We start from the raw sequence: 12,943 nt of genomic DNA, 5'->3' as shown, positions 1-12,943 counted from the left end.
CCCAAGCAGCAGGACACGAGCATGGCCGAGTATTTCGACGCATTGGAAATCCGCGACCCCGAGCGGCGCGAACGCGACCTGATGGCCGCGCTGCCGGGCGCGGTGGCGCGCGCGGTGGCCACCGCCCCGGGCATCGCCCGGCAGTTGCAGGGCATCGACCCTTGGCGCGTGGACAGCCGCCAGGCGCTGGCGCAATTGCCGGTGCTGCGCAAGAGCCAGCTGCTGGAGGCGCAGCAGCGCGCCCGCGCGCAGGATGCGCCGGCGGCCGGCACCATCGAGCGGGTCTTCGGCGGCTTTTCGGCCATCGGCTGGGGGCAGGCCTTGCGGGTGTTTTCCTCGCCCGGGCCGATCTACGAGCCCGAGAGCGCGCGGCCCGATTACTGGCGCTTCGCCCGGGCCCTGTACGCGGCCGGCTTTCGCGCCGGCGAGCTGGCCTACAACTGCTTTTCCTATCACTTCACGCCGGCCGGCTCGATGATGGAGACGGCCGCCCACGCGGTCGGCTGCACGGTGTTCCCGGGGGGCACCGGCCAGACCGAGCAGCAGGTGCGGGCCATCCACGACCTGGCGCCCAGCGGCTACACGGGCACGCCCAGCTTCCTGAAGATCATCCTGGAGAAGGCCGACGAACTGCGCCTGCCGCTGACATCGGTCAAGCGCGCGCTGGTCTCGGGCGAGGCCTTCCCGCCCTCGCTGCGCGACTGGCTGGCCGAGCGCGGCATCCAGGCCTACCAGGCCTACGGCAGCGCCGACCTGGGGCTGATCGCCTTCGAGACGCCGGCGCGCGAAGGACTGGTGCTGGGCGAGGACATCCTGGTGGAGATCGTGCGCCCGGGCACCGGCATTCCGGTGCCCGATGGCGAGGTAGGCGAGGTGGTGGTCACCACGCTCAATCCCGACTATCCGCTGGTGCGCTTTGGCACCGGCGACCTGTCGGCCGTGCTGCCGGGGCGCTCGCCTTGCGGGCGCACCAATACGCGCATCAAGGGCTGGATGGGCCGCGCGGACCAGACCACCAAGGTGCGCGGCCTGTTCGTGCACCCTTCGCAGATCGCCGAGGTCTTGGCGCGCCACGCCGAAGCCCGCCGCGCGCGGCTGGTGGTCAGCGGCCAGGTCGGCAGCGACAGGATGCTGCTGCGCGTGGAGGCCCAGGCCCAGCCGCCGGGACTGGCCGAGAAAATGGCCCTGTCGGTGCGCGAGGTCACCAAGCTGCGGGCCGAGGTGGAACTGCTGGCGCCCGGCTCGCTGCCCAACGACGGCAAGGTGATCGAGGACGCGCGCAGCTACGAATGACCGCGGCCCCGCGCGCCGGTGGCGCCCGGCGCGCGGGGCGCCGCGCTCAGAAGCGGTGGCGCACGCCGGCCACCACGGTCCGGTTGCTGGCGTCCGGATTGAAGGCGTAGTTGTCACCGTACGAAGCGTAGGCGTACAGGTTGGTGCGCCGCGACAGCTCGTGCGTCAGGCCCACGCTGTAGACGTTCATGGTGGCGTCCTCGCCGGTCAGCAGGTCGTTGTCGGGGTCGGCGCGCTGCCAGGAGGCCAGCAGGGCGTTGGCGCCGAAAGGCACGGTGACGCCGACCATGTACGAGTCGGCCTTGAAGCCGTCGCGCAGGCTGAACGTGCCCAGGTTCTGGAATCCGCCCTCGCTGGGCGAGGTCCCCATGTTCTGCCCGATGAACCAGCCGTCGCGCGTCTGCCCCCAGGCCAGTCCCAGCTTGAGCACCTCGAAATCGTAGCTGCCGGCCAGGATGTAGGACTGGATGCGGGCCGGCGACTGGCCGCCCACCGCGCCGCTGGTCGGGTTGAAGCGGTCGTAGGCGGCCGCCACGTAGAGCGGGCCGTTGCGATAGCGCAGCGCCGTGGTCAGTACCCGGTTGTTGTCGGCCGTGCCGAAGCCGGTGCGCTGGCCGCCGTTGTCCGTGCGCGTGCTGTCGGCGTTGAACGAGTAGCCGACGCCGGCCTGCCATCCTGCGATATCGGGGGACTGGTAGAGCACCAGGTTGTCCAGCCGCATGGTGTTGGCCGAGCTGAAGGTCGTGCCGATGTTGGCCGTGCGGAAGGACGTGCCGAAGGGGCTGACCATGTCGCCCACCCAGGTCGAGGCCAGGTTGGTCTGGCGCCCGAGCTCCAGCGTGCCCCAGGCGTCGTTCTGCAGCCCGATGGTGGCGCGCCGCCCGAACAGGCGGCCGCTCTGGCCCGAGGTGCCGTCGCTCAGGTTGATGCCGCCTTCGAGGACGAACAGGGCGCGGGTGCCGCCGCCCAGTTCTTCCACGCCGCGCAGCCCGAAGCGCGAGCCGCTGTTCACGCCGTCGACCAGGCCGGTGCGGCTTTGCGAGAAGCCGCCCGGTCCCCTGACCGACTCGTAGCCCAGGCCCAGGTCGGCGATGCCGTACAGGGTGACCGACGTATCGGCCTGGGCATTGGACAGGACGGCCAGGCAGAAGGCCAGGCCGGTTAACTTTTGCTTCATTATCGGACTCCGAAAGGAGATGCGCGCGGATCGCGCGAAAGAAACCGGCGGTGCGCCGGCCATGCGGTGCGGCGCGGCGCCAGCCACGTGGGGTTCCGTGCCTGGCGCCCGCCCAGGATCAGCGCGCCTTGCGCGGCGCATAGGCCAGGGCGCGCGCGCCTTCGCCCGACTGCGCGCGCAGGCGGTCGGCCGCTTGCGCATAGCGCTCTACCCCGGCGCGATATTGCGGGCCTTCGATGTCGGGCGTTTGCTCGCCGCGCCAGGCCTGGGCCAGGCCGGCCTGGCGCCAGGCGGCCGTCTCGGCGCGCACCTCGGCGCGCGATTTGGCGCTTGCGGGGGGCCGAGGCTCGGCGGTCAGTTCCTGCGCCTGCAACGTGCCGGCGTTCAGTGCCAGGCCCAGCGCCAGGCCGGGAAACAGCTTGAGGGTCTTGGTCATGGTCGCGTTCTCCTTGAATGCGTGGGGAAGTACGCGGCGCCTGTTCAGACCGGTGGGCACCGCGATGGCGCTACTCTAGGAGGGTGGGGCTGACCCCAGCGTGACGCGCGGCGGACGCAAGCCGGACCGGCGGTCGATAAAATGCTGACGCGCGCATGACTTTTGCGTCAGCCAGCCCCGGCCGGGTCTTTGCCGGCCGGCGCGGGCCGCGGTTTGCTGACAGAAATGTCAGCCGGCGGTCAGCATGGGCGCCGCATGCCTGCGCTACATTGCGCGTTTGCCGGCCGCATCGGCCCTGGCGGCGGCCGCCGTCCACCCTGCTGACAAAAGATCCGACCGTGCGTCTACTGATCGTTGAAGACGAGGAAAAAACCTCCTCCTATCTGCGCCGCGGCCTGACGGAAATGGGCTATACCGTCGACCTGGCCAATACCGGCGTCGACGGCCTGCATTGCGCGCTGGAGTTCGACTACGATGCCGTGGTGCTGGACCTGATGCTGCCCGGCATGGACGGGTACGCCGTGCTCGAAGGCTTGCGCCGCCACAAAAAAACGCCGGTGATCATGCTCTCGGCGCGCGGCGAGGTCGACGACCGGGTCAAGGGCTTGCGCAAGGGCGCGGACGACTACCTGCCCAAGCCCTTTTCCTTCACCGAGCTTGTCGCGCGCCTGCAGGCGCTGGCGCGCCGCAGCGGCCCCGACGGACAGGACGCCACCCAGTTGCAGGTCGATGACCTGGCCATCGACCTGGTCGCGCGCAAGGTCACGCGCGCCGGCCAGCGGCTGGACCTGACCGCCAAGGAGTTCGCCCTGCTCAGCCTGCTGGCCCGCCATCGGGGCGAGGTGCTGCCCAAGCTGATGATCGCCGAGCAGGTGTGGGACATGAACTTCGACAGCGACGTGAACGTCGTGGAGGCCGCCGTCAAGCGTCTGCGCACCAAGGTGGATGCGCCGTATGCCCGCAAGCTGCTGCATACGGTGCGCGGCATGGGCTACGTGCTGGAAGCCCGCGACGAGCCCGGCCCTGCCGCACAGCCGTGATCCGCCTGTCCATCGCCCAGCGGCTGTCGGTGATGTTCGCCGTCGTGGCTGCAGTGATTTTCTCGGTGCTGGCGGTGGCGCTCTACAACGTGTCGGCCGACGCCGTGCGCCGGCAGATCCAGGGCGAGCTGTACTTCCAGCACACGCTGCTCGATCCCATGATCAAGCAGCGCACCGCCGCCCAATGGGACTACGTGCGCGGCAAGCTGGACTCCTTGAGCGAGGTGGAAGGGCGCTTTCGCTATTGGCTGCTTGCCGAGGATGCGCGTTACCGCCACGGCGAGCCGATCGCGCGGCGCTCGACCGCCTGGCGCGGCAAGGACGGTTTCAAGGTGGTCAAGGACGAGCAGGGCAAGCCCTGGGGCGTGCTGGCGCGCGACATCCCCGCCTACCATGACCGCCCGGCCGTCAGCCTGGTCGTGGCGATGGACTGCACCGCCTATCTCAAGACCAAGAACGTGATCCAGCAATTCCTGGCGCTGGCCTGCGCGCTGGGCATCCTGCTGGTGGCGCTGTTCGGCTATTGGATCGCGCGGCTGGGCCTGGAGCCGGTGCGCCGGCTCAGCAGCCAGGCCAATGCCCTGCCGCCGGACGATCCGCGCAAGCGGCTGGACACCGGGCGCCTGCCGCCGGAGATCCTGGAGCTGGCCGCTTCGTTCAACAACGCGCTGAGCCGGCGCGAAACGGCCTGGCGCCAGCTCGAAGGCTTCAACGCCGACGTGGCGCACGAGCTGCGCACGCCCTTGACCAATCTCATCGGCCAGACCCAGGTGGCGCTGGCGCACCCGCGCGACAGCCGCGAACTGCAGGAGCTGCTGGCCTCCAACCTGGAAGAGTTCGAGCGCATGAGCAGCATCGTCAACGACATGCTGTTCCTGTCGCGGGCCGATAGCGGGCAGCGGGCGGCCGAATTGAGCGAGGTATCGCTGCGCGAGGAAGCGCTAAAGACGATGGAGTATCTGGAGCCTTCTTTTGCCCAGCGCAACCTGGCCGTGTCCCTGGAGGGCGACCAGGTGGCGCGCGTGGACAAACGGCTGTTTCATCGCGCGCTGGCCAACCTGCTGGCCAACAGCGCGCGATACGCGCACGCGGGCAGCCAGGTCAGGGTGAAGATCGCCCGCGAGGGCGACAGCGTGAAAGTGGCCGTCTGCGACGAGGGCGATCCGATACCGCCCGCCCAGCAGGCCCGCCTGTTCGAGCGCTTCTATCGCGGCGATGCCGCCCGCAGCGGCAGCGAGGCGCACCACGGCCTGGGGCTTTCCATCGTGCGCGCCATCGCGGCCATGCACGGCGGGGACGTTTTCGTGAGCAGCCGGGACGGCGTCAATACCTTCGGTTTTTCCCTGCCGCTGCAAGGATGAGCCGGGGCAGGCGGTGCCGGCCGGCGCCAAGGCCGGCCCTGGCGTCGCGCGCCCCGCAGGCGCGCCTCACACGCGCGGCTTGGCGTCGGGCCCCCAGATCTCCAGGTCGATTTCGCCGTGCAGTTCGGGATACTGCCCGCTGTCAAAGCGCGGCACGCCCTGGCGCCGCTGCGCGAAGTAGTCGCGGGCCAGCTTGGCCACCACGCCCGAGAGCAGGCAGATGGCCACCAGGTTGACGGTGGCCATCAGGCCCATGGCCGCGTCGGCGGCGTTAAATACCGTGGCCACGCTTTCGTAGGCGCCCCACACCACCATCAGCAGCGTGCCGGCGCGCAGGGCGGTGAGCCCGGCCGGCCCGCCGGCCTTCATGTAGACCATCGCGTTCTCGGCGTAGGAATAGTTGCCGATGATGGAGGTGAAGGCAAAGAACAGGATGGCCAGCGCGACGAAGTAGCGGCCCCATTCGCCCATGTGCACGCTCAGGGCTTCCTGCGTCAGCGGCGTGCCGGTCAGCTCCGAGCCCGGGGTCATGACGCCCGAGAGCAGGATCATGATGGCGGTGGCCGTGCAGATCAGCAGGGTGTCGATGAATACGCCCAGGGCCTGCACCAGCCCTTGCGAGCACGGGTGATGCGGGTTGGGCGTGGCCACGGCGGCGATGTTGGGGGCCGAGCCCATGCCGGCCTCGTTGGAGAACAGGCCGCGCTTGATGCCGTTGAGCATGGCGCCGGCCACGCCGCCGGCGGCCTGCTCCAGCCCCAGTGCGCTCTTGACGATGAGCGCCAGCACCGCGGGCACTTCGGTGATATTGGCCACGACCACGTACAGCGCCACCAGCAGGTAGGCCAGCGCCATGAAGGGCACGACGACCTGGGCCACGCGCGCGATCTGGCGGATGCCGCCGAAGATCACCACGCCGGCCAGCGCCGCCAGGGCGATGCCCACGCCCAGCTTGGGCAGGCCGAAGGCGCCCTGCATGGCGTCGGCGATGGAGTTCGCCTGCACGGCGTTGAACACCAGGCCGAAGGCCAGCACCAGGCAGATCGAGAACAGCACGGCCGCCCAGCGCGCCTTCAGGCCGCGGGCGATGTAGAAGGCCGGGCCGCCGCGGAACTGGCCGCCGGCATCGCGCACCTTGTAGAGCTGGGCCAGCGAGCTTTCCGCGAAGGCGGTCGCCATGCCCACCAGCGCCACCATCCACATCCAGAAAATGGCGCCGGGCCCGCCCAGGTACAGGGCCACCGCCACACCGGCAAGGTTGCCGGTGCCCACGCGCGAGGCCAGGCTGGTGCACAGCGCCTGGAAGGGCGTGATGCCGCCCCGGTCGTTCTGCGGCGCCTTGAGCACGGCGCGGACCATCTCGGGGAAGTGCCGCAGCTGCACGAAGCCCAGCCGCAGCGTGAAGTAGACCCCCACGGCGAGCAGGCCGTAGACCAGCACGTAGTTCCACAGGATGCCGTTCAGAAAATCGATGATCGGGTCCATCCCCTCTCCTTGCGTCAGCGTATCGGCCGGCCGCGCACGGCGGCCGGCGGGTTCAGGCGGCGCGCTTGGCCACGACCGCGTTGCCGGCCCGGCTCGATCCGGGCCGGCCCAGGTGGCCGGCGATCCACTGGCCTGTCTCGACCACCGCGTCGAAATCCACGCCGGTTTCGATGTCCAGCCCGCGCAGCATGTACAGCACGTCTTCGGTGGCCACGTTGCCCGTGGCGCCCTTGGCGTAGGGACAGCCGCCCAGGCCCGCCACCGAGGTGTGCACGATGGCGATGCCGGCCTGCAGCGCGGCCAGGATGTTGGCCAGCGCCTGGCCGTAGGTGTCATGGAAATGCGCCGCGATGCGCGAGGGATCGATGCGCTGGGCCACCGCGCCCATGACGGCCTGCACCTGGCGCGGCGTGCCCACGCCGATGGTGTCGGCCACGTCGATCTCGTCGCAGCCCAGCGCCAGGTAGCGTTCGGCCACGTCCACCACGGCGGCGGCCGGGACTTCGCCCTGGTAGGGGCAGCCCAGGGCGCAGCTGATGCTGCCGCGCAGGCGGATGCCGGCCTCGCGCGCGGCCTGGGCCACCGGCTCGAAGCGCGCGATGGACTCGGCGATGGAGCAGTTGATGTTCTTCTGCGCGAAGGCCTCGCTGGCCGCGCTGAAGATCACCACCTCGTGCACGCCGGCCGCGCGCGCCGCCTCGAAGCCCTTGAGATTGGGCGTCAGGGCCGAGTAGATCGTGCCGGGCCGGCGCGCGATGCCGGCCATGACCTGGCTGGCGTCGGCCATCTGGGGCACCCACTTGGGCGAAACGAAGGAGACGGCTTCGACGTTGGGAAAGCCCGCCGCCGACAGGCGGTCGACCAGTTCGATCTTGATGGCCGTATCGACGAAGGCCTTTTCGTTCTGCAGGCCGTCGCGCGGCGCGACTTCGACGATCTTGACGCGTGAGGGAAGGGACATGTGCGGTTTCCTGGGTGGCCGGCCAAGCCTGGCGCAGCGGGAAGGAATCGTTTTGCGGCCCGCGGACGCGCCGCGGCCGGGACGTGGCGACCATTGTAGTGGCAGCGCCCGGCGCAGTGCGCGGCGGGCCGGATTCAGTCCGCCGCCACGCGCTGGAAGCGCCCGTCTGCCAGCCTTTCGATGCGCCCGGCCAGCTCCAGCTCGAGCAGGCCCGCCTGCACCGCGCCCGCCTCCAGGCCGGTGCGCGCGACCAGCGCGTCCAGCGGCGCCGGGTCATGCCCCAGGGCGCGCAGCAGGGGCGCATCGGCCGGCGCGGGCGGGGCCGGCCGCGGGGCTGCCGGGACGCCGGACCCGGCCTGCCGCATGAAGCCGCGCGGCGCGTCGGGCACGCCGAGCTCTTCGGCGATGTCGGCGGCGGTCTCGACCAGCTTGGCGCCTTCGCGGATCAGCGCGTGGCAGCCGCGCGTGAGCGGCGAGTGGATGGATCCGGGCAGGGCGAAGACCTCGCGGCCGAAATCGGCGGCCAGCCGGGCGGTGCCCAGCGAGCCGGACTGGCGCGCGGCCTCGACCACCAGTACGCCGCGCGCCAGGCCGGCGACCACGCGGTTGCGGCGCGGAAAGTGGTGCTTGAGCGGCAGCGTGCCCAGCGGCAGCTCGGAAACCAGGGCTCCTTGACCGGCGATGCGCGCGGCCAGCGGCGCATGCGCGGCGGGATAGACGCGGTCCATGCCGGTGCCCAGCACGGCGACGGTGCCGCAGTCCGGGCCGGCATCGAGCGCGCCGGCATGGGCGGCCGCGTCGATGCCGCGCGCCAGGCCGCTGACCACGCACCAGCCTTGCCGCGCCAGGTGCGCGGCGAAGGCCCGGGCGTTTTCCAGCCCGGCGGCGCTGGCGTTGCGCGCGCCCACGATGGCCAGCGCCGGGCGCTGCAGCCAGTCTATCCGCCCCTGGACATACAGCAGCAGCGGCGGATCGGGCAAGGGCAGCAGGGCGGCCGGGTAGCGCGGATCGCGCACGGTGAGCAGGTAGCGTTGGGCATGGCCGTCCAGCCAGTGCAGCACGCGTTCGGTTTCGGCGGCCAGCCAGGCCGGCGCGGGGCCGGCCATGCGCCGGGCCAGGTCCGCGGGCACGTAGCGGCGCAGCTGGGCGGGCGGCATCTGGTACAGGACGTCGGGCGGGCCGGCCGCGGCGACCAGCGCCAGCGCGCCGGCCGGCCCGATGCCGGGTTCGTGGGCAAGGCGCAGCCAGGCCGGCAGTTCGGCGGGGCCGACGCTGCAGCGCAGGCCGGGATCGGTGCGCGCGGCGGCGCGGGTAAGGTGATTAGCCATGCCGGCTACTGTGCCAGCGCGGGCCGGGCAGCGAAATGCGCGGGCGTGACCAAAACATCCGCCCGCGCCCGCGGCCGCCGGGTCGGGGCGCCGGCGCCATAGCCTGGGCGCGGCGGCTTATATAGTGCAAAACTATTAGAAATCAATGCGCTATTGAATTAATATGGAGCTTATTCCGTTCTGACAGGTTTCCCCAGGCAATGGCTTTGCTTCCCATCCTTCACTATCCCGACCCGCGGCTGCACAAGAAGGCCAAGCCGGTGCAGGTGGTGGACGATCGCATCCGCCAGCTGGTGCGCGACATGGCCCAGACCATGTACGACGCGCCGGGCGTGGGCCTGGCCGCCACGCAGGTCGACGTGCACGAGCGCGTGATCGTCATCGACGTCACCGACGACCGCAGCGGCCTGATGGTGCTCATCAACCCGGAAATCCTCTCGCGCAGCGAAGAACGCAAGGTCTACGAGGAAGGCTGCCTGTCGGTGCCGGGCGTGTACGACGAGGTCGAGCGGCCCTCGCAGATCCGCGTGCGTGCCCTGAACGAGAACGGCGAGCCCTACGAGTTCGACGCCGACGGGCTGCTGGCCGTCTGCGTGCAGCACGAGATCGACCACCTGGACGGCAAGGTCTTCGTGCAGTACCTGTCCCCGCTCAAGCAATCGCGCATCAAGACGCGCCTGAAAAAAGCCGAACGCGAGGCCGCCCGCGCCTGATGCGTTATCCTGTCGCCCTGGTCCCTTCGCGCCCGGCCTGATACGCCGGGCGTTGCATTTTCAGGCAGAGCCTTCCATGCGCATCGTATTTGCCGGTACTCCAGAATTCGCCCGCGTGGCCCTGCAGGCGCTGCGCGCGGCCGGCCACGAGGTGGCGCTGGTCATGACCCAGCCGGACCGCCCCGCCGGCCGCGGGCTCAAGCTGACGGCCAGCCCGGTGAAGCAGGAGGCGCTGCAGGCCGGCATCCCGGTGCTGCAGCCGCGCAGCCTGCGGCTGGACGGGCGCTACCCGGAAGACGCGCGCCAGGCCCAGGCCGCGCTGCAGGCCGTGGCGCCGGAGGTGATGGTGGTGGCGGCCTATGGCCTGATCCTGCCGCAGTGGACGCTGGACCTGCCGCGCCGCGGCTGCCTGAACATCCACGCCAGCCTGCTGCCGCGCTGGCGCGGCGCCGCCCCCATCCAGCGCGCCATCGAGGCCGGCGACCCGCAGACCGGCGTGACCATCATGCAGATGGACGCCGGCCTGGATACCGGCGGCATGCTGCTCGAGCGCGCCGTCACCATCGGGCCGGAGCAGACCGCCGCGCAGCTGCACGACGTGCTGGCCGAGCTGGGCGGGCAGGCCATCGTGGCCGCGCTGCAAGGCTTGCAGGCCGGCCAGTTGTCCGTCCGCCCGCAGCCGGCCGAAGGCGTAACCTACGCGGCCAAGCTGGACAAGGCCGAGGCCGCGCTGGACCTGTCCCAGCCGGCCGAGGTGCTGGCCCGGCGCGTGCGGGCCTTCAATCCCTTTCCGGGCGCCACCGTGCGGTTGCCGGGCCTGGCCGAGCCGGTCAAGGTCTGGCGCGCCAGCGTGCCCACCACGACCGCCAACGCCGCGCCGGGCAGCGTGCTGCAGGCTTGCCCCGCCGGCATAGACATGGCCACCGGCCAGGGCGTGTTGCGCCTGCTGGAGCTGCAAAAGGCCGGCGGCAAGCGCCAGCCGGCCGACGCCTTCGTGCGCGGCTGGCAAGCCGGCTAGGCTTGCTGGCGCCAGCGCCAGCCGCAGTCGGCGCAGCGCCAGCGGCCGTCATCCTTGAACGGCATGGGCAGGCTGATGGTGTGCACCAGCAGCATGGCCAGGCGCCAGCGCCAGGTGCGATGCGGCTCGGCTCGCAGGCTGGCGCACTGGGGGCAGCGGGGGCCGGGCGCGGCGGGCGGCGACTCATCCGGGGCCGGCCCGGATCGCGGGGTAGGCGGGCGCGCCGCCGGCGGCATGCCGGCCTGGCCGTCAGCCGCTTCGTCCGGCGCCAGGGCGTAGGCCCCGGCGTCGAGCTGCGCCAGCACGGCCAGCGCCGCGTCGGCCTGCTCGGCCGGCACGCGTATCTTGACCCCGCCCAGCGCATTGGCCATCAGCCAGTTCACCGACACGTAGTGTTCGTCGGCGACGACGGCGTCTATGCCTTCGGATTGCAGGCGCCCGGCCGCCAGGTGCGCTTGCAGCACGTGGTCGTAGCGGGCGATGGTGCGGTATCGGTCGGACGCGGTGTCGAACAGCATCGCGCTCCCTCCTGCGGGCGGTGCGCTACACGATAGCAGCCGCCCCTAGCAATACGATTGCAGAACGTAAGCGGCGATGTCCGCGGGCGTGTCGAACAGCACATCGGGGCCGGCCGCGCGCAGCGCCTGCGGCACGTTGTAGCCCCAGGCGACCGCACCGGCCGACACGCCCGCCTGGCGGGCCGCCTCGATGTCGCGCAGTTCGTCGCCCACCAGCAGCACGCGGCCGGGCGCCACGCCTGCCTGGCGCATCAGCCGGCGCAGCTTGCCGGCCTTGCCGAACACGTCGCTGCCGCATGCCTGGTACGCAAAGCAGGGCCACAGCGCCTCGCCCAGCACGCGCCGCACGTTGGCCGCCGAATTGGAGCTGAGCAGGGCCAGCTGCACGCCCTGCCCGCGCATGGCGCGCAGCGCGGCGGCCATGCCGTCGAACAGTTCGATGCGCGGGGCATCCTGGGCCATGCGCTGGCGCAGGTAGGCCATTACCTGGGGCAGTTTCCACAAGGGCAGCGCCAGCCGGCGGAAGATTTCCCGCGCATCGCTGTGGCGCATGGCCTGGCGCGCCGCCGCGTCGGGCACGCGCAGCCCGTAGCGCGCGCAGACGTCCCCGACGATGCCCTCGAACCAGGGCAGCGTATCGGCCAGGGTGCCGTCGAAATCCAGGGCGACCAGCGCGTAGCGGCTGCTCCCGGCCCCCGGGCGCCGCCCATCCCGGTCCTGGCGCGCGGCGTGCTCCGGCGCGCGCATGCTCAAGTCTGGCCGCGGCCTATCCATTTGGTCACGCGCGGCGCCTCGTAGGCTTCGAGCCGCTCCAGCAGCGCCTGCGGCTCGTGCTCGACCACCAGCATCTGGCGATGCTCGGGCTTGACGAACTGCTCGGCCACGGTGTGGTCCAGAAAGCGCGCCAGCAGGTCGTAGTAGCCGGCCACGTTGTAGACCGCGCAGGGCTTGTCGTGGTGTCCGAGCTGCGCCCAGGTCCAGATCTCGAACAGTTCCTCCAGGGTGCCCGCCCCGCCGGGCAGGGCCACGAAACCGTCGGACAGGTCGGCCATCATGCGCTTGCGCTCGTGCATGGAGCCGGTCACGTGCAGGGCGGTGAGCCCCTGGTGCGCCAGCTCCTTGCGCACCAGCGATTCGGGAATCACGCCGGTGACGCGCCCGCCGGCCTGCAGCACGGCATCGGCGATGACGCCCATGATGCCCACGCTGGCGCCGCCATAGACCAGCTCGATGCCGCGCCGGGCCATGTGCGTGCCCAGTTCGCGCGCGGCTTGTTCGTACACGGGTTGGCGGCCGGGATTGGAGCCGCAGTAGATGCACAGCGATTTACGTTTCATGAGAGTCGTGAACAAATGATTCGTCAGGGGCCGGCGGCGCGCAAGCGGCCAGGCGGCCCGCCTGGCGCGCCGCGCAGCCGCCGCGGGCGCGAAAGCGTCAACTATAAGCAATCGGCCGCGCGTCGGCAGGGACCGTGCCCGCGCGCTACACGTTTGGACACATGCGCGCGCACTCGGGACACAAGCCGTTAGCAGCGCGCCGATACACTGGGCCGATCCGTTTTGCCCGGCGCCATCCTCGGGCGCCGCGCCGCAGGCGGGAAAGGAGAAGACCCC

Annotated in this window: 13 protein-coding genes; 5 read left to right on the top strand and 8 right to left on the bottom strand. The window is 71.0% G+C overall.

Going from position 1 to position 12,943, the window contains the following annotated elements:
* Positions 1-21 precede the first annotated feature (21 nt).
* The gene (locus tag V8Z80_RS03910; RefSeq protein ID WP_336061071.1) at positions 22-1,293 is read left to right on the top strand and encodes a phenylacetate--CoA ligase family protein; all 1,272 of its coding nucleotides are present in this window, start codon (positions 22-24) and stop codon (positions 1,291-1,293) included.
* Between the two features lie 46 nt (positions 1,294-1,339).
* Here V8Z80_RS03910 and V8Z80_RS03905 read toward each other — a convergent pair whose 3' ends face one another.
* Complete coding sequence (locus V8Z80_RS03905) at positions 1,340-2,470, bottom strand: porin (RefSeq protein ID WP_336061070.1); 1,131 nt, start codon at positions 2,468-2,470, stop codon at positions 1,340-1,342.
* A 118-nt stretch (positions 2,471-2,588) separates the two neighbouring features.
* Positions 2,589-2,906, bottom strand: a complete 318-nt coding sequence (locus tag V8Z80_RS03900) for a DUF4148 domain-containing protein (RefSeq protein WP_336061069.1) — start codon at positions 2,904-2,906, stop codon at positions 2,589-2,591.
* Positions 2,907-3,244: 338 nt separating this feature from the next.
* Here V8Z80_RS03900 and V8Z80_RS03895 point away from each other — a divergent pair, with 338 nt between their 5' ends.
* Both V8Z80_RS03895 and V8Z80_RS03890 read left to right on the top strand, forming a co-directional pair.
* Entirely contained in the window at positions 3,245-3,946 is a 702-nt protein-coding gene (locus tag V8Z80_RS03895; protein ID WP_336061068.1) for a heavy metal response regulator transcription factor, read from the top strand.
* On the top strand, positions 3,943-5,307 hold the full coding sequence (locus V8Z80_RS03890) for a heavy metal sensor histidine kinase (protein WP_336061066.1): 1,365 nt from the start codon (positions 3,943-3,945) through the stop codon (positions 5,305-5,307). The genes V8Z80_RS03895 and V8Z80_RS03890 overlap by 4 nt, the downstream gene beginning before the upstream one ends.
* Before the next feature lie 66 nt (positions 5,308-5,373).
* Here V8Z80_RS03890 and V8Z80_RS03885 read toward each other — a convergent pair whose 3' ends face one another.
* The 3 genes from V8Z80_RS03885 to dprA form a co-directional block, all read right to left on the bottom strand.
* Positions 5,374-6,792: an alanine/glycine:cation symporter family protein gene (locus V8Z80_RS03885; RefSeq protein WP_336061064.1), complete on the bottom strand. Its 1,419-nt coding sequence runs from the start codon at positions 6,790-6,792 to the stop codon at positions 5,374-5,376.
* Between the two features lie 52 nt (positions 6,793-6,844).
* Positions 6,845-7,753, bottom strand: a complete 909-nt coding sequence (locus V8Z80_RS03880) for a hydroxymethylglutaryl-CoA lyase (RefSeq protein ID WP_336061063.1) — start codon at positions 7,751-7,753, stop codon at positions 6,845-6,847.
* A gap of 134 nt (positions 7,754-7,887) precedes the next feature.
* Positions 7,888-9,081 (bottom strand): DNA-processing protein DprA, encoded by a 1,194-nt coding sequence (gene dprA, locus V8Z80_RS03875; protein WP_336061062.1) that lies wholly within the window; start codon positions 9,079-9,081, stop codon positions 7,888-7,890.
* A gap of 200 nt (positions 9,082-9,281) precedes the next feature.
* Between dprA and def the strand changes: the two genes are divergently transcribed.
* On the top strand, positions 9,282-9,794 hold the full coding sequence (gene def / locus V8Z80_RS03870) for a peptide deformylase (RefSeq protein ID WP_155194720.1): 513 nt from the start codon (positions 9,282-9,284) through the stop codon (positions 9,792-9,794).
* A gap of 76 nt (positions 9,795-9,870) precedes the next feature.
* A complete protein-coding gene (gene fmt, locus V8Z80_RS03865; protein WP_155194718.1) occupies positions 9,871-10,812 on the top strand; it encodes a methionyl-tRNA formyltransferase in 942 nt (313 codons plus the stop codon).
* On the opposite strand, the gene V8Z80_RS03860 is transcribed toward fmt, so the two are convergent.
* Genes V8Z80_RS03860 through V8Z80_RS03850 form a run of 3 tightly spaced genes read right to left on the bottom strand, consistent with a single transcriptional unit; the run spans position 10,809 to position 12,667 of the window.
* Positions 10,809-11,330: a putative signal transducing protein gene (locus V8Z80_RS03860; RefSeq protein ID WP_155194716.1), complete on the bottom strand. Its 522-nt coding sequence runs from the start codon at positions 11,328-11,330 to the stop codon at positions 10,809-10,811. The genes fmt and V8Z80_RS03860 overlap by 4 nt on opposite strands.
* Positions 11,331-11,375: 45 nt before the next feature.
* Positions 11,376-12,077 (bottom strand): HAD hydrolase-like protein, encoded by a 702-nt coding sequence (locus V8Z80_RS03855; protein WP_336061195.1) that lies wholly within the window; start codon positions 12,075-12,077, stop codon positions 11,376-11,378.
* Positions 12,078-12,079: 2 nt separating this feature from the next.
* Positions 12,080-12,667 (bottom strand): TIGR00730 family Rossman fold protein, encoded by a 588-nt coding sequence (locus tag V8Z80_RS03850; protein ID WP_155194711.1) that lies wholly within the window; start codon positions 12,665-12,667, stop codon positions 12,080-12,082.
* Positions 12,668-12,943: the final 276 nt, after the last annotated feature.

Source organism: Orrella sp. JC864, from assembly GCF_037026685.1.
Taxonomy (GTDB): Bacteria; Pseudomonadota; Gammaproteobacteria; order Burkholderiales; family Burkholderiaceae_B; genus Orrella.
Note: the sequence above shows the minus strand (reverse complement) of the source record. Positions and strands in the feature narration are given on the sequence as shown.

Bases quoted from the DNA above. Each gene is read 5' to 3' on its own strand.
- V8Z80_RS03885 (WP_336061064.1), bottom strand. From the start codon at position 6,792: ATGGACCCGATCATCGATTTTCTGAACGGCATCCTGTGGAACTACGTG.
- V8Z80_RS03900 (WP_336061069.1), bottom strand. From the start codon at position 2,906: ATGACCAAGACCCTCAAGCTGTTTCCCGGCCTGGCGCTGGGCCTGGCA.
- V8Z80_RS03910 (WP_336061071.1), top strand. From the start codon at position 22: ATGGCCGAGTATTTCGACGCATTGGAAATCCGCGACCCCGAGCGGCGC.
- V8Z80_RS03905 (WP_336061070.1), bottom strand. From the start codon at position 2,470: ATGAAGCAAAAGTTAACCGGCCTGGCCTTCTGCCTGGCCGTCCTGTCC.
- fmt (WP_155194718.1), top strand. From the start codon at position 9,871: ATGCGCATCGTATTTGCCGGTACTCCAGAATTCGCCCGCGTGGCCCTG.
- V8Z80_RS03850 (WP_155194711.1), bottom strand. From the start codon at position 12,667: ATGAAACGTAAATCGCTGTGCATCTACTGCGGCTCCAATCCCGGCCGC.
- dprA (WP_336061062.1), bottom strand. From the start codon at position 9,081: ATGGCTAATCACCTTACCCGCGCCGCCGCGCGCACCGATCCCGGCCTG.
- V8Z80_RS03855 (WP_336061195.1), bottom strand. From the start codon at position 12,077: ATGCGCGCGCCGGAGCACGCCGCGCGCCAGGACCGGGATGGGCGGCGC.
- def (WP_155194720.1), top strand. From the start codon at position 9,282: ATGGCTTTGCTTCCCATCCTTCACTATCCCGACCCGCGGCTGCACAAG.
- V8Z80_RS03880 (WP_336061063.1), bottom strand. From the start codon at position 7,753: ATGTCCCTTCCCTCACGCGTCAAGATCGTCGAAGTCGCGCCGCGCGAC.
- V8Z80_RS03860 (WP_155194716.1), bottom strand. From the start codon at position 11,330: ATGCTGTTCGACACCGCGTCCGACCGATACCGCACCATCGCCCGCTAC.